Source organism: Sporosarcina sp. P16b (assembly GCF_002743065.1).
Taxonomy (GTDB): Bacteria; Bacillota; Bacilli; order Bacillales_A; family Planococcaceae; genus Sporosarcina.
On sequence record NZ_PDYO01000024.1, the window covers coordinates 1 to 20,338 of the forward strand.

Genomic DNA, 20,338 nt, shown 5'->3' on the forward strand with positions numbered 1-20,338 from the left:
CACTTTAGAATTCATGTAAGTCCTCCTTGGTTATTATTAGGGGTCAAGTAGTCGATGCCTTGACACCCCCGAATCATACCAAGGGGACTTTTCTATTTCAATAGGGCTCCACTAACCAAACAGGAATGCTCCGGAATGATTTCATAATTGGTTTGCATGTTATTATCCCCTCTCAATTTTAGTTTAATTTGATTTCAAAATGTATTTTGAAGAAAAGTTCCTTCTATTATATAGTTATTTATATTGTGGTTAGATAATCCACAAGATCCCCCGAGTCAATTTCGAGGTAATCGATATGATGAATCTCTTCTAAAAGCTGCTCGTGCATATCACGTGTATTTGGAGTAGTTACCAATAGCACTTTCCGTCCGTCTAATTCGTACATTTCTTTGCGGTATTGTTTGATGTTATATAATTTGACCAAATCTGTGTCGAGCAGATTCACAAGATACTTTTCTTCCCCATTGTGTCTAACCACTCGCTCCAAACCATCGTATTGTTTCTTGCTTCCGCTAACAGAAGACGTTTTGAAGGACAGGTCATAGATTTCGTAGTCTTCCAGAAACTTCATGACGTTATTTTCATCTTCGAATAAGCGTAAATAGTATTTTGCAAACGTATAAGGGAAGATTTTCAGGCTTTGACATTTAACGATAACGGAATTATTTGTTGAGAGTTGCTGGACAATGGTGCTGTAACTGGTTGCACTTTTAGCGAATAGTATATAGTTTGGATTTCCAAAATCCCTCAATTCTTTTGCTGTCTTCATCAGATTCTTCATTCCTACTCCGTGCAAGAACATATAGAATAAATATTCCGAACCGCTTGGACTTGTCAACATGCCTTGCACATTTGCACCGCGGTTCAACTCGAATTTCTCTTTTACATCCCTGCTGTCCTTCATTTCCCAACCGTACCTTTCTAAATCAATCATCACATCATTGGTGGATAGCAGGAATGGAAGACGTCGGATATTCACTCGTAATTCATCGGCCCTCCGTTCAACAGTCACTCCCTGCTCTCTCAAGCAGGAAATGCCGATTTCACTAATTCGATGATAGGAACCTTGTCTATTTTGGTTTGCAAGATACCCACTTATCGGATGGGTACTGATAAGTCTTGAATTACGCAGAATCCGTAATTTCTTGTACGTGTACCAACGTGACATTTCGTAGCGTCGCATGATCTGCTCCGTACTCAACAGACGATGTTCGTACAGTCCAAGAAGTATCTCAATATCACGAGCTTGCAGAACCTTCACCACCTGTTTATTGCCCGTCTTCGACATGTGTTCCCTCCTTTTTGATTGTTCGCCCCGGCTGTTTATTTTCGGTCACTTCTACACTGCGCTACGAATTGATTCAACTAAACCTCTCCGTTTCATTCAATTCGTCTAGAATTCAATAAAGCCAATAGGCACTTATGTTTAACCTTTAAATACTGGGTGCAATACAAAGTCCCTGTTGGGTACAATATAGGGGTTCCGAAAAACTCTTTATATTGCACCTAAAATACAGGGCTTAAACTTGGGTACAATATTCAAATGCTTTAATACAATTAACCCCAAAAATCTTCTGGTTTAGTATTTGATGAACGCTCCAACCGTTCTTTGTCCTTGCTAACTTTTGCTTTCTCTTTCCTCTTCACTTCAGTTCTATATTCTTCAAATATTTCTTCCTGCAATGTTGATTCGGGGATGTTTGCTATATGAAAATACTCTTCTTTCAAATAGCTCATAAAATCCTCAAAATTTTCCTGCGACACTACAAAGACTTGCACATGATTTCCTTTGGGATCAAGAAATCCTATATCAAAATTCCATACCCTCCACCAGCTATCGTCACCGATTAGTCCTGTATGCCGTATTGCATCTTGAATAAGCTTTCGATTTCGATTATCTAAATCACGGATAATCTTATTTTCAAAATGTTGAGCGATGATAATTACAGACTTATCAAATTGATAATCGATCTTTGAAAAGTCATATGAGTCATGGGTTGCACGAAAATAATAATGTCTAATCATTGCTAGATAATCCCTATCAGATTCTTTATAAAGTGGTAAAGCACCTTCGTATGAAAACTGAAAAACTGGATAACCGTTGATAACCATTGGTTTCACCTTCGCCATTGGGTAGACCGACGTCCTCTTAATGGCAGCATCATTTCCTCCTAACTTATTTATTTGTGACATTAAATAAATTTTCATTTCCTCTAGGCTTTTTAATTGCTCGAAAAGCATTTTCTTTTCAGATTCCACCAAATTCATTCCTTTCTTATTTGGGGACGTTATTTCACCAGTTAATCCCTTGATGCATCTGCATTCTTAAAACCCAGCGTCGGACGTTTATAATCTTTTTCCAACACGAATAACCCAACGTCAGACGTTAGGTAATAGAATCCTTATAACAGCACCATTTGGAGAGCATTTTCACGTCGGACGTTCATTTTCTTCAACGTCCGACGTTGGTAATCGGAAACCCTGTTCTATCAATGTTTACACCTCATATTAACGTTGGACAAATCATTTCCGTATATTTACTACCCACCAACAGCCGTATATTCAGTTAAATATGGCATCGGATCTTCTTTTCCACCGGCACGAATTATTTCAAAATGTAGATGATTTCCGGTTGATGTTCCGGTTGAACCACATGTGCCGAGTACGTCCCCTTGAGAAACCACATCATTTATTTTTACTTTCGTGGAATTTAGATGGGCGTACAATGTTGTGACTTCGCCATGATTAACAATTACATGTAGCCCGTATCCATTTGACCAACCTGTTCCAGAAGCAAAAATAACATTACCGCTTTGGGCTGAAAGGATGGGGTCATTATTTGCACAAGCAAGGTCTACACCCGTATGAAGTCTTACATCGCCAAAAACGGGATGTCTTCGATAACCAAATGGACTAGTAATCCGTAGCTCGTTTAATACAGGAAGCATCCAGTCACCTACGACATGCACTTCACAGTTCATTGTTAGCCCACCAAATTGAGCTACCAACGTAGTAACATTTGGTCCCCAATGTTTATTTAATCCGGTTGGATCATTGTCTGCTCCAATTGGGGCATACACGCTACCTAAATCTACAATCGTTGTTAAACCGTCCTTAATAATACGATTGTGCAGCGTATTCCCCATTGCGTTTAAACCATCTTCAATTGTAGGGAATGAATATAAATACTTACTACCTGTTGCGGGGTCCATCAAACCACCGGGATTGTTTTTCACCATAACCGCCGATGATGTTCCGAATCCCGTTTCATGAAAAGCCACTGCCGACATCAACACTGGGTCTATGCCATACTTTTCTGCAACATCAATAAATACTTGCCCTTTGCCTGTAAATTTTCCAGCATCATTAAATTGAGAGAAGAATACTGCTTCACTAATTTCTCCATCAGCACGACATATCGCACCACCCCCAAAGTTCATCTGTTCATCATCTTCTTCTGTAAATATTACAAATACCCCGAAGAAAAGAAGAAGGGCAAGAAGCGAAAACATTAATAGCAAAGCTGGGCTGGCTATAACTGGTACAATCCATAACAACTTTTTCATATTTATTCCACGAACTACTTACTCTTAAAAGAGGTTTTGTTCGCTCCCTCCTCCCTATCTTTTATCTTCATAGTTCAAGTAATACTCAACAATTTGAAATTTAAGGCTGTCGTCTTTTTCAAACATCAAACTGTAAACATCCGTATCCTTTCTGGTTTTCCCATCACGATCAATCACTTCACTTATAACCACCGCATCCCATGAAATAGCAATTAATGTCGGGGCAACAGGTTCTTTAATCTCCACTGACAGAACTTTTCTTGAAACGATTCCTTTCACATCTTTTAACCCCGTAATTTTTTCTTCTTCGCTATCTCTCAGGTAACTGATATATCCTTGATCCAGCAGTCCCTCAACGGATTCTAAATGCTTAACAGGTGATGCCTTATCAAACTCATGAAACTTTAAAGCAAATTCATTTGCAATTTCCGTTGTTTTCTCCAAATCCTTATTGCTGAACATATCGCTTTGAGTCGGATTTTTTGAAACTTCCTCTGGTATTTTCAAATAGTTCTTTTCAGGCTTCTCTTCTACAACGTCAATATTTCCACTTCCTTCTTTTGAAGTATATTGCCATATATTTTCTTCCTCATTTTCATTTGGGGTTTGTATAGAATTATCATCTACACTGTTCTTCTTTCCTTTATCGACAAAACCGATAATAAAACCCAATAATAAAAGCGTGACAGCTAGACCCATCACGCCATAAGAAACTATTCTTTTTGTTTTCTCACTCACTGAAAGTGTCAACTCCCTTTTCTAGTTATTATGCTAGTTTCAAAAAACTCATTTACTACTCTGGAAAATTATCTAACGATTTCAGGTTATTGCCTTCAATAATGGCTTTTCTTTCCTTTTCCAATTCGATGGCCCTTCTTTCATTTTCAATGTTGCTAGCAAACGTGTCTGCAAAACCATTTTTCCATTCGCCTTTTTCAGCTTGTTCAACTACCAAATCGAAATGTCTGTTCATTTCACTTGGACTGACATTGTTTAAACCACGATCACCTAATTTATCCAGGGTTTGATTAATCATTTCGGCTGGCACACCTTTGTTCGCAAGCTCATTTGTCACCATTGATTTATTCAAATGAAGTTCATATTCCACTTCACCGTATACATCTTGCTTCTCTTTCTGTAGTTGAATCGTTTTTCTTTCATCAGCAATACCTTTTGCAAATGTCGCAGCATAGTCATCATTCAATTCGCCTTGCATCATCAATTTGTCGTGTTGCGAATGCAATTCTTTCGGACTTACATCGTGCAAACCTTGTTGATCTAAAGCAGTCATTGTTGCATCAATCATTTCTGATGGGATTCCTTTGTCAGACAGAACTGCTTTTGTTTGTTCTCGTTTTTGTTCTCTTCCGGCAAATAATAAATCTTTTTCTTTTTCGATTGCATTGCTTCTTCGGTCATCTGAAATACCTTTAGCAAACGTTTGAGCAAAATTACCGTCCAAATCACCTTTATTACTAATTTTCGCAAATTGCTCATTCATTTCTTCATCACTTAAATTGGTTATCCCTTCTTTTTCAAGGGCTTCCCCCGTCTCCTCTTTCATTTCAGGGGTCAAGTTTTTTTCATCCATAAAGCCGGCTAACTTACCCTTGTCAGTAGCAGAAAGCTTTGCAGCTTGTTGAGTTTTTGTCATCTTACTCAAGTGGGCAAGATGTTGGGCTTTCATCGCAGAGCCGGCAACGTCACTTATACCACCTTCACCTGTTGCAACCTTACCAACAGATCCACCAATTGCTGCACCTGTCATAGCACCAGCTGGACCTCCAACCGCAGCACCCGCAACAGCACCGCCAACAGTAGCAACATTTTGTACACCCTTTTTAAATGGAGCTGTGAACGTTCCAGAACTTTCTCTTAGGTCACGAATTGCATTCGATCCAGACGAGAATATATCTTTGATTCTGTTCCGTAGAATAAAAATTGTTCCGAATAATAATAAATTGAACGTAGCTGCACCCACATAGCTATAAAACGGGTTTGAACCCCCACTGATTGATTTAAAATCACCAGCGTAAATAATATCTGAAATTACAAATACAATTAACGCAATGAATGATACAAATATCTTCAAAGCTAACGGGATACCTAACTCAATGAAATACCGTTTCAAAACATTAAATTGTCCTGGAATTGCACCAATCAGTAAAGCAAAGGGCGCAAGAGCTGCAATGACCATAAACCAGAACTGAAATAGAATTAAACAAAGTGATAATAAATAGATTGGTAGTGAGACTAACCCATTAATCATCATGTAGAAATATGAGAAAGCTAATCGGCTATTTACTGCGGAATACTTCATCATGTTGTTTCCGTACTTTTCCACCGAGGCTTCCTGCTCTATAACTTTTCTTTGTCTATCTTCGCCAAGAGGCACTTTTAGAATATTTTTAACCCGCTGGATTCCGCTATTTCTATCACCATCACCTAGCGTCTCTATATCGTGCGTACCATACTGCATATACAAATAAGGTCTATCTACAAACATTCCCCATATACTGTCTTTCATTTTTACTCTTGGGTCACCAATATTAACATTGGATTCTGGTACCAATGATTCGGAATCTTGAGAATGACTTGGAAGACTAACAACAAAGCCACTTAATTCTGTTGTTATTTTATTAGCGCCTGTTAACAACGTTGTGTAGTTTGCAAACATCAGAATTGCGATTGTTAATGCGATAATCGTTTGAAAGACAGAAGAAAAAGACTCAAAAAAAGCACGTTTAATAATGAACACGTACAATGCATACAAACCCGTTATTATAGCGATTAACTTCACTAAATTCCCAAATAGACCATTCCCAATACTAAACATTCCTCCTGAAATGCCGGTGATATTGGACATTAAGGTATCTAGTTCTATAATTATTTTCTCGGTGAAATCAGCGGTATAAGCCAAGTCATACATAATTAACATTGTATATGTCAAAAATATATTTATATCAAAAACAATATTGTTAACCAAATTAACCATTTCACTTAATTTATTCCCAACATTCTCTTTAACGTCAGCCCACCCAAAAAGTTTATCGTAAGTATCAGCCCAAAACTTTCCCCCTTCGTCATATGACTCTACGTCCTTATCCGAAACTGCATCTAAGTGATAATAAGATTTTCCGTCGTCTTTAAATTCACCATATTGATCCGTAATAATATCCATGATATCGGACATCTTATTTGGCTCTTCGCCATTATTAGCTGACCCGTAGTTTGGTACTCCTAGACAAAAAAGCAGAAAAGTCATCACGAATACTATTAATACTTTTTTATAGTTTAGCTTCATATAATTTTAGGCAATAAAAATAACCCTTCTCATTAAGCAAGGGTTATTCGGAGCCAGTTACCTCCTTACATATTTATTTTTTCAATACAATCATTATTTATCCTTTACTTCTAAAGGTAATTCATGAAGCACTGTTCCAGTTTCATCATTGGCATCGTTTATCATTTCAGGTCTGAACTCTGTGTAATCTCTGACTTTCCACTCTTTATCCTCGTTCTCTATTAAAACAATCCAACTGTTGACAATTACCCCTTTATCATCAGGTCTACTATATCTATAATAAACCTCATTGATTTCTTCGTCGTAAAAGTTATCATATCTTCTTAATTCATACATCCCATCAAGTTTATCAAACTCTTCAGGTAACCTATGCTTATCCAATAGATAATCACTTTCTTCTTTTAGCTTTTCAATACCTTCAGCCGATAAATATTTAAGAATCTCAGGATAGTTCTGTTCTATCTTAACCACCATAAAATCATGCGCTATTTCATCAGTTTCTTTAAATACTTCTTCATATTTCTCCGCATTAGCATTTTCTTCTTTTTCTACCGTTTCGCTTTCTTTCCCATCCGAATTACAGCCCGCAATTAGAAAAGTCATACCTAACACTGCTGCTAGGCTTAGTATACGTTTTTTATTCAATATGACACTTCCTTTCGTTGAGTTGTATATTATCATACTACTCTATCTTTTTCACGCTCTCTTTCCTCTTCGGATGATGTTGAAGAATCAAATGCATCTAACAACTCAACAAACACCGGATTAATTTTCACAACGGCAGAACGACCATAAATATCTTGAAATAAAGCTTCACCACGATCCAATGCTTTTAACGTTTCGATATTTGCATTTGTTTTGGGTAGGTTCAAATAACTTAACATTTCTTCCGCTTCACTAGTTTTACGCAATCCAAAACTAAATTTCATTCCCATGTTTGCAACATCATTTCCATGGTCAGAAGCATTTTGCGACCCCTTAATCAAAGTCGTGTTATAGAAACGACCCATTCGGACGATAAAATCCATTAATTCAGCTCCAATTGGACTTCGTTCGATTGCACTTGCTTCGTCTTGTAGAATGAACTTGTGTGTGCCTCTATCGCTTTTAAACATGTATTGCTTTGTCCAAGCAGTGATTGAAATCATAATTGCTTCCGATATCTTGTGAATCGTTCTAGCGTTCTTCTTCTCACTAGATGATGGCAAGTTAAGGTTTTGAATCATAAGTACTTGAATCGGTTTGTCATGTTCTAACACTTTAAAATTTTGCCCCACTTCCCCAAATAGCAACATGGAGAGTTGATTGCGTTTCAACGTCTCTAGCGTACCTCTCAACCGTTCTAGTGCTTCATAGCGGCTATTCGACATACTTTCTGGACGAAGGTCATACAACTCATGTAAATATGTTAGAACCCTTCCAATACATGGATCATCTTCATTTGATACTTCTTCAACTGCTTCACTCAAAATATTGTAAGCATCTTCGTTCAAATTAATGTTTGCCAGATACGAAAGAATGTCCATAGTAATGTCTTTCGCTTCCTCAATACTTGTACTTGTTCTAAATGGGTCAAGTGAACCGGCATCGTCGGGATCTGAACCGAGCGTCCAAACTTCTATGAACTCTTTCGGAATGAACGGGAGTCCCTTATCCCATCCTGTTCTATCACCTTTAGGATCTATGATTAACCCTTTGGAGCCAGTAAGTGTTGCAAGATAAATAAACAGATTCATAAAGAAGGATTTTCCTCGTCCTGTCATTCCAGCAACGAGAACTGAAATTGAATCTACTACGTTACCAAGCCCATCAAATGCCTTGGCTGCTAAATCGGGCTGGATGAAGACTGGCTTTGAAAACTGTGAAGTATGTCCGATATAGAATCCTCGATTATCCCCAATGTTTGTAGTAGCACCGAACATCATTCCAGCTAACACACCCGGAGCAACTTCCATCTTATAATCATCGTGATACTTTTTTGAGCCGGGAATAGCTTCCAATAAGAAATGGACTTGCTCACCATAAGGTGCGACAATTTTCAAACCGTACTTTGATAATTCATTTCGCAACAAACCAACCCTCGTCTTTAATTGTTCTTCAGTTTCGGCAGTTACTTTAAAGACGAACGATACAGCAAATCCAGGAAATCCTGTTTGCTTAAAATAATTTTCCATTTGGATTGTTCCACTTTGTGAAACATCGACACTCATATCCACGTCTTGACCGCCCTTTTGAGCTTCATTGCGTTGATCTTTGAATTCCAACTTTGCATTACTTAATTTTTTCTTAATTATTTCATTCGGTTGATTTTCCGCGCGAATCGAAACGGTTAACGGAAAGGGCATTCGCAATTGAATCCGGTATAGCCATTCACTACCGGGATGATGCTGAACATCGTCCATATATTCAATCGTTAAGTATTGGCAATACAGACTTTCAATCTCATTCGCATCAGTAATTCGACTCAACATCAATGTCTTAGGACCAATTTCTTTGATATTCGTATTTTGCACATCAAAGAATTCCTTCTTATTATTACGAATCGCTTTATATTTCTTTCCTTGCATATCAATCCCTTCAACTTCTTTACCAATTTCATATGAATTACGAAGCTGCACATCCGTATTGTTATTTCTTGTACTGAAACTTTTTTCAATAATAAATACTAATTCTTCCGTCGTTACTTTTTGAATCCGTGAACCGAATGAGTTAGCTATTGTTGATTCGATTGACACGGCTTGGCTTTGAAAAGCTTTAATTTGGCTTTCTAAAATGTCATCGAGATACAATCCTACGGCTTGATATAACGGTGAACTGAATCCTTCAATAAACTTCTTAACAGATGTAAGGGCATTGATACCAGCATTACCTGAAGCGTATTTATTTTTCTCGGGATCTAGCTGAATACCAATATAGTGATGATACTCACTGGACTCATTCAATTCTCGTTCATTTTCTAAAGCTCTTTTGACTTGATTTATATACTGAATGCCATTTTCTTTCAACGGATAACTTTTCATACTCATTTCATTAATTGTAGCGTTCAAAATACCTGTAATATTCGTTGGATTAGGAATCACTAAATAATGTAAGTCAAGACCGATATTTGTTAGAAAAGACATCTGTTGTTGAAATGGGATTATTTTCTCATCATCTTCTAAGAAGTCATAATTAAATCCGTCTATTTTGTAATATGCCCAAACTGTTCTATCATGGGCAAATATTAAATTATTTTCTATATGCTTAATCGGAAACTCGATTTTCAATGTGTACCACTTCCTTTATATATTTTTGAAAACAAAAGAAGCCGCAAATTAAACACAGCTTCTTTCATAATGGTTATTCTGCATCTTCGTTCGGTCCGATAGGAATAACAGGTTCTTCTGGTTGTTCCGAATCAGTAAGGTTTGTCGGTTCTACAGGTTCTTCCAGTTCTATATTTGGATTCTCGGGTTCTACCGGATCAGTTGGTAGTTCTGGTTCAATTGGGTCAATCGGTTCCACTGGGTGAATGGGTTCCGTTGGTTCTTCTGTTTCTGTGGGAACTTCAGGATCGGCAGGTTCTACTGGGATAGTAGGTATTTCTGGTTCTGCCGGTTCTGCCGGTTCCAATGGTTCTACCGGTTCCTCAGGATTAATTGGTTCAGTTGGATCCTCCATTTCCTCTGGATCAGTCGGGTATTCGGGTTCAATAGGTTCTTCTGGATTTGTTGGCTCTTCCGAATCTAACGGTATTTCAGGGTCTGTCGGGTCTTCTGGTTCAGCAGGCTCTATTGGTTCCTCTGGTTCTGCTGGATTAACAGGAACTACTGGTTCTTCTGGCTCTTCTGGTTCCACAGGGTCCGTCGGGTCTTCTGGAATTATAGGCTCCTCGGGTTCTAACGGCACATCAGGTTCTACTGGATTCTCAGGCCCTGTTGGTACCACTGGATTTGTTGGAACTTCTGTTTCTTCAGGAATCTCTGGTTTTATTGGATTTTTCGGCACCGCAGGAATCGTTGGTTCTTCCGGAATAGTTGGCACTTCAGATTCCACGGGTTCTTCTGGAACGATTGGCTCTTCTGGTACAATCGGTTTTACTGGATTCGTAGGTTCAGTTGGATTTGTCGTTCCTTCTGGTTCTACCGGTTCCGAAATAACTGGATCAGAAGGTTTCTCTTGCTCTATCGGCTTCTTTGAATCTACTGGTTTATTTGATTGTACGGACTCAATTGGCTTTTCAAGCTCCACTGTCTCTATAGTTTCTTCTGGCATAACGGAATCCTTTAGCACAGGTTCTATCATAGCTACATCGTCTGGCGTTATTTCAGTCTTTTCTTCTTTTGCAACAGCAATAATAGAATCATTCAGTTCTTTAAAATCATCTTCTTCATCAAAAAAAGATATGTTTTGGACATCATTCTTTTTAGCATTCGCAATGGAATCGTCCAAATCCAAATATTCATCATCAAAGAATGCTACATCAGATTCTTCATTTTCAGCAGCCTGTGCAACCATCACTTCAAGGACATCTTCAGTCTCTGGTAATTCCTCATCAAAAGTATAACTATCCACGACTTCACCATCATCCTTTTTCTTGATCTGCTCTTCATTTTTTTCTTCTGTGGTTTTTTCTTTCAATATGTTATAACTGGTATATCCTACACCACTAGCTAATACGGCTGACAGGGCAATTGCTCCAACCACCGTCACTTTCTTCTTCATATCTTTATTTTCAATTGACAAGTAAATTCCTCCTATGAAATGCTTATTTATACTTTCCCCTTAGATTCTTCAGCTTCTTTTTTCTCTTCTTCCAAGTCTTTGGCATCCGTTTTCTCCTCGATATATGAGTGTAATGAGTTATCATCAATGCTTTCCGCAAATTCAAGAGCCTCATCTTCACGTCCTAAAGCGATATATGCATCAGCAATAATGTAAGCTCGTCTATCATCCATCTCCATTCTCTCTGCACTTTGAAATTCAATTACTTTTTCGTAATCGTTATTTAACGCAGCAACTTCAAATGTGATTAATGCCGACTCAGTTTGTAAATCTAGTAGTAACTTAAGGTCTTTTTTCACGACATAGTAACCGACAATTAATTTATCAAACTCTGGAACATAATCTAATGCTTTTTGTGCATTACCTGACATTAAATACGTAAACAACACGGCATTTCTATCTGCTTTTTCCAACTCATAAAAGTCTAATTTATCGAAGTTTTTAACTGCATCACCGTATTTTTGAATGGCCGCAGCCCGTAATCCTAAAATGAGGTTTTCATCAATAGACAAAACTACTTTTTCTGTACCATCCTTATTTTCCTCGTGAGGCGAATCCAAATTGTTAGCGACGGCATTAGTTTCACCGAACTTAAAATCCGTCAATGTATAAAGGAAACCGAATACCAATGCGACGCTTAATACTATTGTGAAAAGAACAGTAATACCAGTTGTCACAAGTGGATTCCGATTTATTCGCTTTCCGACTTTTTCCGGATGCTTTTCTGTTTGTAATTGCTCCGTTTCTATTTCTGGTAGTTTTTCTTCTGCCACCTTCTCGACCACCTCTGTTTCATTATTTTTCTGATTGACTTGTTCCACACTAGCCATTTTTCCTTTATCTGAAATTCGCTTCATATATTCAATTGCATTCTTTCGTTTTTCATCAACCTCTGTTGTGATAGATACATCGTCACTTTCTGGATGTACAAGTTCATTAAAAGTAAAGTAGTTATGAAATTGATAATCCTTTTCTTTATCAACTTCTCTACCTCTATAAACCGAGCTGTCCTTTACCTTTCTTGCTTGATACAAAATAAACGAACGGAAAAAATTTACAGGTGATCTACCCTCCGTTCCTACATCTGCAAGTAACCATGCCAATCCTATTGGTATAAGAATTAAGATCCCAACAGGTATCCAATTAATTAACCGCCCAATTCCCGGGGTAAAATAGATAGTAGACTCCCCGATTGCTATCACAAAGAAATATAAAACCGCTTTTAACCGGATTGGCCTGCCTAGTTCTAACCCAAATATTTGATAGAGCTGACGTTCAAAACGAATGAAGTTATTTAGCACATATAACGGAATCTTATTTATGTCTTTTCACCTCCAAGCTGCCTATTTCAAAACAAATAGCAAGAGGCGCTCTAGTAGTAGAAGCCCTCTTGCATGTATAGCAATAAATTAGTTACCTAAATTCAATTTCTCAGCAATAAATTCGGATATGTTAATTAAAATATCTGGTTGGACAATGAAGATTCCGATGAACGCAAGACCGATAACAACACCAATCATTGCAATCCATGCTCTTTTAAATGCTGTCACAATCAACGCAACAAAAAGAACGATGAATAATGCCCATTTGATTTCTTGTGAGAACCATGTAAATAATCCTTCTAAACTCATACAATTCACCTCCCTTTAATATAAAAAAGTACAGACACAATTGTCTGCACCAACATACTGCTTATTCATTTTCTGTATCATTTTTATCCACTTGATCGCTTTCAGCATCGTGATTATCTTCCTCGACTTCCATGCCTTTTTCAATTTCTGCTTCTGCTTTTTTCTTGTCCTTTAACTCATCAATGTATTGTTTATTGTTTATGAATAACACGGTGTAACGCATTTCCTTTTCAGCCAATACAAGAATGTAGGTAGATATAAATTCGATTCCTGTATTGGGTTCCGCCAACACAACCTCCGTTCTTACAATTTTCTCGCTCACTTTCTTACCTTCAAATATTTCTGTATTCTTCAAGCTAACAAAATCCATTGTTTTATTAAGACCATTTTGATGTTTAGGGTCCTCAACGATGTAGGTTAACTTATCTTTTGCATCATTTGCATATGCTTCAAAAAACGTTTCCAGGAAAGCCCGAATGTTTTGCATGCTGCCATCATTGATCGGTTTCAATCCCTCTGTTTCTGATTCAACACTTTTCTCAACACTTTCTTCACTCATGTAAGTGAAGCTTGGAAGTTCATAAACGGCGAAGCGACTTTCTTCAACGTCATATAAGATTGGAACGGATATATATTTTACTGTTTCAATTTTTTCAGGAACAACAGCTTCATCATTCTCCTTTTTTTCTTTACCGGTAGGATTTTCAAAATGTATTTTAACTTGAAAAATGACTCGTGCTCGATTGTCCCCCAAATCTTCAACTTCTTTTAAATGTATATTTTCTCGTAAAATCTTTGAACTCCACTTCTTATCACCTGTTGTCGCTAGCTCACTTAACTTTTCGGGCAAATAATAACTTAACTTCATTTTTCGTTGAGCACGATCTTCATTACCATTATTCCATGTGAAGTATTCTGCTACAAAGCCTTTTGAAAACTCTACCCCCTCAGCAGCTAAAGCTTTATTCACCTGTAGATTATCCGCTTCATTGCCGGCATTCGAACCCCCACTGGCTGAAAACACATTTACGAAAACAATAAAAAGCATAAACAAAAAAAGCATCCAGAAAGTAAATGCGCCTAGCTTTTTGGCTCGATACCCTTTAGGTTTGCTTTTCTTTTCAAGTTTTCGCATATCTTTTTTACGTTTTTCATTTTCAGATGACTTTTTCAATACATCCATCGACTTTTTTACAATACCATCCTTTTTACCATTGGATTTCCCTAACTTCTTCCGCAAGTTTTGTGGACCTCCTTCTTTTCTTTTTGTTCAAACTTTATACGACTCATCACATTCTTTTTGAACTTCCTACCATAATGAAAATAGCGACAATTAATAGCAGCGTAGTGATTGTCCCATATTTAACAAGGGATGATTCATAAAGAGTGCCAATGTGCATTTTCAGTTCCTCCCACAACGGGACTAAGGTTGGAAACTGTTCTAATAATAGACTACCGACAACAGCGATTAAGAATATCATTAAGATGATTCCGATAATTGTTTTAAACACGAATTCACCTCCCTTCAAGGAATTGCACGATGACTTGCCCTTTTATTAATACCAATTGTTTCCTATCTATTAGGGGTGCTTGATCTATTTAGATTCTTTGCGATTAACGAAGCCAAAAATATCATGCTCATAAAACGACCAAAACGATTCAATTTCCTTGTTAGTCCTTCTTGATTTTTAAAACATTTTTTTCGCTTAGTAGCATCTGGCTGGATATAGCTCGCATGTTCTTTCTTAAATAATTTGATAGCGTCCTCTTCTGTTCTTGCGCGCCCTTTCTTCATATACTCAATCATTTTCACCAACTTCTCTTTTGAATGATACAAAGGGATTAAAGTAGATTTAGTCATTAACGCATTTTCTACCGTCTTAATATTTGTTTGAAGCGCTGCTATATTTTGCTCAAAGAAAAGTGACGTATCATTTGCTTCTGTTCTGGATTTGTTATATTTCCTAACAATAAAGTTATAGGCATAAATAAACAGAACAATTATCGCGGTATAAATTGCTGTATAGAACAGAAAAACAGGTGTGTAGATGAAAATAAAAAGATCCACACCATTACGAATATAATTAACAAACACCATGAAAATCGGCACCCATATGAAAAGGTGTTTTACCGTTTTACGTACTGTTGCTTTACTTACGGTCCTTTCTTCCATTGGATTCTTATAAGCTGTTTCCAATTCTACTAATTCATTTTCTAACATTTCTTTTAGTATCACAGTTCTATAGGTTTCTTCTATATTCAATAGCACGAGATTACTCCTTTCAATTTAAATTCATAATAATGATACTCTGTAACGCGCTTTCAACCCTTCTAAATTTACTTCTGGCATTTCTACACAGTAATAATCTGTTCCGCGATGCTCAATCCTACAGAGCTTGTAATAGCCCCCTTCTTTCATTTCTAAATCCTCTTGCCAAAGATCAAGAAAAGCTCCACTTGTTAATTCAAAGCTATTTAATTCATACCTGTCCCTACTATTCTTTCGTAAATAGCCTTCAATTTGAATTTCCTTACTCAAATCAACAATTGATGTATATGCTTCTTCAAGTCCTAATTTAGCTTTATACAGCGTGAAATACCTTTGCACATCTTCCGCATCCAAATTGAAAATATTGATGTTATCCATTAGTTCATCCATTTCCTTCAAAAGCCGTTTTATTGTACTACCTGCTTTGCGGTAACTTTCTACGGTATCTTCTACTAATTTCATTTTAAAATCCCTCCTCTTATTTATTAGCAATCGTTAATATGAACTCCCTAAATTCAATAACTGAGTGGAACCCTAATGCCTCTCTAATTTTCTTTTTTGTTACACCTTCTTCAAGCAGCGTTCGTATTTCTTGAGTTGTAATCTCTTGTTTCTTTTCCAGAATTGCTTCGATGTTCGTATCTGTATGCCATAGCTCGTCACCTACGCTCCGCATTCTTTTATAGTTGGGACAGGCCCCACAAATGGTTTCGACAAGTACCTTGATTTGTGAGCTATCCCCCGTCATTACTAAACCTCTATATTCACAGGAGTCACACACTCTCAGCGTTTCAGATACTTTTAAAAACTTTTTCTTTTTTCTTTCACGCAACTCTTCTTTTGTCCTACCCATTTCAACACCTCCCTTTAATTAATCAAAATTAACACCAAAAGACGATAGCATCGCACTCGCGCTATCGTCAATCGCCTGTTCATTCATTTTATTGTCGTCAGGTTTGTTTGCTTCTTCATTTTTAATTACTACAGCATTCCCGATCTTCACTAGCAACTCTTGATGTTGCAATTCTTGATTTTCTTTTAATGACTTTATTTCAGCCAAAAGATCTTGAATTCCTTGCTCCGTTTTCTTTCCTTCCGACATCGTACGAAAGGCGAATCTCAGCATCTGCCGAATTGTTTCACTTCGCTTATTATCTGGGACTTGTTGAAGTAATTTATAAATTTCTTTATCCTCTTCTTGCAAACGAAAGCTATATCGCTTCTCCCAATTAACACTCATATCAAATCACTGAATTTTGACGCTCTAATTGATCAAATACTGATTTTCCTAATCTTAAATAACCGATGGTGTTTGCAAACTGGCTTTCAGTAATCTTCACCAATCGATTATCAAAGTGGGGCTGGATGAATGGCTCAAAGAGTTCTCCGCCACCACCGGCCAAGAAGAGTGCATCAAATAGATCAGATTCTTCAGCCCATACATTTTTTAATCGGTCAACAATATTAGTGGCTATGGATTTCTTACTCGACTGAATGATATTACTGAAATCAATTTTATTTCCTTTGTAAGTCAATTGTTCGTCTTTTAATATTCGAGAAATGTAATGTTCACTTAAATCAGCGCCACCTGTTTTGGTTTTATAGGCTTGACGGATATCTCTGTATAAATTGTTTACACCGTCGTCCACCGTTCCAGATAACTTTGCTTTTGGAACAAATGAACCATTCTGTTGAATTTCAACTACAACAAAGTCCGTTGTCCTAAATCCGATATCAACCAATCCGATAAGCGTTCCTTGATTCATTAGATGAGGATAGGTATATTTCCCATCGTGATTAATCAATGCTGAAAAGATAGCTGATGCACCTTGTGGAAACACTAAGGAACGTTCAATATTTACCTGTTTAGCGCCATCTTTTAGTGGACCTGATTTCCATTCAATTTCGGATTGGACCCCCGTAATAGACGTTTGAAAATCCTTTGCCTGGGCTTGGTAGAAATCCAGAGGAAGTCCCGTTGACAAATTCACAGAACCCCCTCTTCCATCGGTGACAAGTTGAATAGCCGTATTAAGTAGAATGTGTGTGTACATATGATTAAAGCGTTCACGTTCAAAGATACGAGATAAAGAACGTGATTCATTTGCTAGTTCTCCCACAAAATAATCTTCACCTTTGATTGATACATGTATATTCGCCAAGTCGTTTGGTGTATCTCCGAGGATATTTGTAATTCCCCTGTCGTATCCTTTCCCAACCAACGAAGGAAAAATTATTCTCTTTCCTGATGATGAAATCGCTTTGACATAGCCATAACCTAAATCCACTGCAACGTTTTCCAATTTTTGACCTCCTATAAATTCAAATTACTTTTTTAAGTACAACCCAACTGATAGTTATAACAAGCAACAGCCTTGTGAATCTGTCTATCCAGATAAAACTGAATGACGGAATTGAAATTCCAACAGATTTAGCAGACGGATAAAGAAACTTCACTTTCCCGGTTAACATGTCTCCTGCAATATGGGCAAGTATCCCTGCACTTACTGACAAAGCCACCCATAATTCTGTAAACGGGTATATAAAAATCCCCGCTAATAACATAAATAGCAGGGAGTGTGTAAAAGTCCGATGACCAAATATAGAATTAAGTGGTATAGCTATAAAGAAGAACAACATTCCAAACTTAGACTTCGGTTCATCAAGATCCGGTAGCACACCTGCAATTCCCCCTACCACCGCTCCTCGCCAATCACCCCCTGTAACTGTATATCCGGCTACCATTCCTGATAAAGCGTGTGTGGACCACTCCATGAATCAACCTCGATTCTAAATTATCGTTTACTTCCTTCATTTTTTCATATCCCAATTTATATCCCCTTCCTTCCAATTAATGATTTTGTTCCTCTAAAAAACAACCAAAATATTTCGATTGCTTTTGACAGGTACAAAAGTTTTTACGATTCACATATTCCCGTTCAGTTGTGTTGTACAAAATACTATTAAGGAAAATTGAAGAGTGAAACATGGGATTTTTGCAACAAAAAAACACTGAAAATAATTCAGCGTTTTATTAACTATTATTTTGTCTTCCTTCTTAAAGAATCTCTACCCGTTAGATGAACAAGGTTCCGAGTATAATTTATATACAATTCATCGCATCTTGATAATCATCTATATTTAATTTCCGTAGTTTTATTTCTTCTTCAAGTATAGAAATAAAGTCTAAATCTAGTCCCATTTTTTTAGCTTGTATAAATGATTCCACTAAAAATTCATCTGAGATTCTTTCCATTTTATTTGCACGACCTTTCTCTATCTCTATTTGTTGTCGTACTATCCACACCACAAAATTTAATTCTTTATTAGTCAATTTACGGCCTAACTTCTCCTTAAACTTTTTGACTAGAATCTATTAAGTTTATATGAATACTTCAAAGGTTCCCTTTTAATTAAGTTTCCAAACATAGAAGAACAGGACTACATAAATTTAGTTTAATTCTTATTCATTTGGCCGGCACGATTGTTTAACTCCAAGGAGTTTTTTCATAGACTAATATCATTATGGAAAAGATACTTTCAAAAGAGATGGATACTCCGAATTCAATGAAAACTCTATCGTTATTTCAATTAATGTACCATTCGACTGAAAAGGTTAGATTTACATAAATATTGAATATACTTGATTTAGATTTTGACGCTGAACAGTTCAAAACGTGGGCTGAATAATTGCAGAGCTGAAAGAGCAGACATCGCGATCCCTCCCTTTTTTCAGCCCGGGTTTTAATTCGTTCCAGTATCTATTTCCAAAATAACTTTAAAATAATAAGGTTTGCAATCTTCTATAAAACATACTGACATATCATACGCTTTAAATTACAACTACTTTCCTCCGAACTTTTCGCTCAAGATACAGGTTAAAATTCTAGTATGGCTGTTGTATATATAAGAGTGAGATAGAGAGTCTTCCTGAAATCCCCCAAAAACCCTTTCACAACAACGTTTACACAGACTTTTACGTGTCGAAAAATATCTACACATGTGTCGATATTTTTCGACACCCCTTTTTCATATTAATCCCTTCAATATACGCATAGAAGGTGTAGATTTTTTTCGACACCCTTCAAAAGAAGTGTTGAAACTCTATATAAATCAACAATAATGGGTGTCGTATTTTCTCGACACCTCGCTAACTCATTTCATTTTTTTGAATTCCAAATAACTTTTCCTGCTATACAACCTTCCGAACTCTTCTCCATTTTTTATCCATAACTTCCAGGAAAGCAATGCTTTCTTTCTTTCCAGTTTATCAAATTCGATAACCAATTTTGATAATGTAGCATTTATTCTATTCCGATCTCCGGCGTAAATAATTTCGGGATTCATAAATAATGGTCTTCGCGTAACGCTTCTTTTATGTTCCTTAATCTCTTGTGAATCTACAAGTTCAAATAATATTCCTTTTACTAAAAGACTTTGGATTGTTGCACTAATTCCTGTTCGATCACGATTTAAATACTTTGCAATTTCTGAGACTGTCATAAATTGTCCGGTTTCTCTATCGGTAATGCCATTTGAGTGTAGCTGGACCAACGGCATCAAAGAAAAAAGAAAACCTAACTCTGCATTTGTCAGGAATTCTTTCCTGATAAGCACATCGAGGTTTTCTTGAATTGTTTGAACAAATAATGCCTTGTTTTTATTTTTCAACTTGTAAAGAGCGTAACCTTGCCCATTCGCTTTCTGTTCTTCTATTGCGACAGCAGCTACATCCACTAACTTCTCACCATCACGAAGTCTAGCATGTTTCTCTGCTGCTTCTAAAGCGTTCTGCATGTCCATT

The 20,338-nt window shown here is 37.0% G+C and carries 20 protein-coding genes; all 20 read right to left on the reverse strand.

The features are described from left to right. Window positions 1-238: 238 nt before the first annotated feature. Window positions 239-1,288 carry a replication-relaxation family protein gene (locus tag CSV77_RS15770; RefSeq protein WP_099674144.1) on the reverse strand — a complete coding sequence of 350 codons (1,050 nt, stop codon included), beginning with the start codon at window positions 1,286-1,288 and terminating at the stop codon, window positions 239-241. A 269-nt stretch (window positions 1,289-1,557) separates the two neighbouring features. Beyond that, entirely contained in the window at window positions 1,558-2,259 is a 702-nt protein-coding gene (locus CSV77_RS15775; protein ID WP_099674145.1) for a hypothetical protein, read from the reverse strand. A gap of 281 nt (window positions 2,260-2,540) precedes the next feature. Next, window positions 2,541-3,566 carry a peptidoglycan DD-metalloendopeptidase family protein gene (locus tag CSV77_RS15780; RefSeq protein WP_099674146.1) on the reverse strand — a complete coding sequence of 342 codons (1,026 nt, stop codon included), beginning with the start codon at window positions 3,564-3,566 and terminating at the stop codon, window positions 2,541-2,543. A gap of 54 nt (window positions 3,567-3,620) precedes the next feature. Continuing rightward, window positions 3,621-4,304 carry a hypothetical protein gene (locus CSV77_RS15785; protein ID WP_099674147.1) on the reverse strand — a complete coding sequence of 228 codons (684 nt, stop codon included), beginning with the start codon at window positions 4,302-4,304 and terminating at the stop codon, window positions 3,621-3,623. A 55-nt stretch (window positions 4,305-4,359) separates the two neighbouring features. After that, on the reverse strand, window positions 4,360-6,870 hold the full coding sequence (locus CSV77_RS15790; RefSeq protein ID WP_099670955.1) for a CD3337/EF1877 family mobilome membrane protein: 2,511 nt from the start codon (window positions 6,868-6,870) through the stop codon (window positions 4,360-4,362). Between the two features lie 93 nt (window positions 6,871-6,963). Continuing rightward, on the reverse strand, window positions 6,964-7,515 hold the full coding sequence (locus CSV77_RS15795; protein ID WP_158231895.1) for a hypothetical protein: 552 nt from the start codon (window positions 7,513-7,515) through the stop codon (window positions 6,964-6,966). A gap of 32 nt (window positions 7,516-7,547) precedes the next feature. Further along, window positions 7,548-10,136 carry an ATP-binding protein gene (locus tag CSV77_RS15800; RefSeq protein ID WP_099674148.1) on the reverse strand — a complete coding sequence of 863 codons (2,589 nt, stop codon included), beginning with the start codon at window positions 10,134-10,136 and terminating at the stop codon, window positions 7,548-7,550. Window positions 10,137-10,209: 73 nt separating this feature from the next. Next, window positions 10,210-11,595, reverse strand: coding sequence for a hypothetical protein (locus CSV77_RS17195; protein ID WP_099674149.1), 1,386 nt, complete (start codon window positions 11,593-11,595; stop codon window positions 10,210-10,212). 26 nt (window positions 11,596-11,621) lie between these two features. Beyond that, the gene (locus tag CSV77_RS15810; RefSeq protein WP_158232090.1) at window positions 11,622-12,935 is read right to left on the reverse strand and encodes a TcpE family conjugal transfer membrane protein; all 1,314 of its coding nucleotides are present in this window, start codon (window positions 12,933-12,935) and stop codon (window positions 11,622-11,624) included. Between the two features lie 108 nt (window positions 12,936-13,043). Further along, on the reverse strand, window positions 13,044-13,265 hold the full coding sequence (locus tag CSV77_RS15815; RefSeq protein WP_099670960.1) for a hypothetical protein: 222 nt from the start codon (window positions 13,263-13,265) through the stop codon (window positions 13,044-13,046). 61 nt (window positions 13,266-13,326) lie between these two features. Continuing rightward, the gene (locus CSV77_RS15820) at window positions 13,327-14,505 is read right to left on the reverse strand and encodes a conjugal transfer protein (RefSeq protein WP_099674151.1); all 1,179 of its coding nucleotides are present in this window, start codon (window positions 14,503-14,505) and stop codon (window positions 13,327-13,329) included. Between the two features lie 49 nt (window positions 14,506-14,554). Beyond that, window positions 14,555-14,776 (reverse strand): hypothetical protein, encoded by a 222-nt coding sequence (locus tag CSV77_RS15825; RefSeq protein WP_099630314.1) that lies wholly within the window; start codon window positions 14,774-14,776, stop codon window positions 14,555-14,557. Between the two features lie 62 nt (window positions 14,777-14,838). Beyond that, the gene (locus tag CSV77_RS15830) at window positions 14,839-15,528 is read right to left on the reverse strand and encodes a hypothetical protein (RefSeq protein ID WP_144034687.1); all 690 of its coding nucleotides are present in this window, start codon (window positions 15,526-15,528) and stop codon (window positions 14,839-14,841) included. A 30-nt stretch (window positions 15,529-15,558) separates the two neighbouring features. Next, complete coding sequence (locus CSV77_RS15835; RefSeq protein WP_099674153.1) at window positions 15,559-15,996, reverse strand: DUF5348 domain-containing protein; 438 nt, start codon at window positions 15,994-15,996, stop codon at window positions 15,559-15,561. Window positions 15,997-16,012: 16 nt separating this feature from the next. Next, a complete protein-coding gene (locus CSV77_RS15840; RefSeq protein ID WP_099674154.1) occupies window positions 16,013-16,387 on the reverse strand; it encodes a hypothetical protein in 375 nt (124 codons plus the stop codon). 18 nt (window positions 16,388-16,405) lie between these two features. Then, on the reverse strand, window positions 16,406-16,774 hold the full coding sequence (locus CSV77_RS15845; RefSeq protein WP_144034688.1) for a hypothetical protein: 369 nt from the start codon (window positions 16,772-16,774) through the stop codon (window positions 16,406-16,408). 1 nt (window position 16,775) lies between these two features. Continuing rightward, on the reverse strand, window positions 16,776-17,837 hold the full coding sequence (locus tag CSV77_RS15850) for a ParM/StbA family protein (RefSeq protein ID WP_099674156.1): 1,062 nt from the start codon (window positions 17,835-17,837) through the stop codon (window positions 16,776-16,778). A 19-nt stretch (window positions 17,838-17,856) separates the two neighbouring features. Further along, the gene (locus tag CSV77_RS15855) at window positions 17,857-18,309 is read right to left on the reverse strand and encodes a metal-dependent hydrolase (RefSeq protein ID WP_099674157.1); all 453 of its coding nucleotides are present in this window, start codon (window positions 18,307-18,309) and stop codon (window positions 17,857-17,859) included. A gap of 328 nt (window positions 18,310-18,637) precedes the next feature. Next, window positions 18,638-18,868, reverse strand: a complete 231-nt coding sequence (gene sda, locus CSV77_RS15860) for a sporulation histidine kinase inhibitor Sda (protein ID WP_099674158.1) — start codon at window positions 18,866-18,868, stop codon at window positions 18,638-18,640. Window positions 18,869-19,689: 821 nt separating this feature from the next. Further along, window positions 19,690-20,337 carry a MarR family transcriptional regulator gene (locus CSV77_RS15865; RefSeq protein WP_099674159.1) on the reverse strand — a complete coding sequence of 216 codons (648 nt, stop codon included), beginning with the start codon at window positions 20,335-20,337 and terminating at the stop codon, window positions 19,690-19,692. Window position 20,338 lies beyond the last annotated feature (1 nt).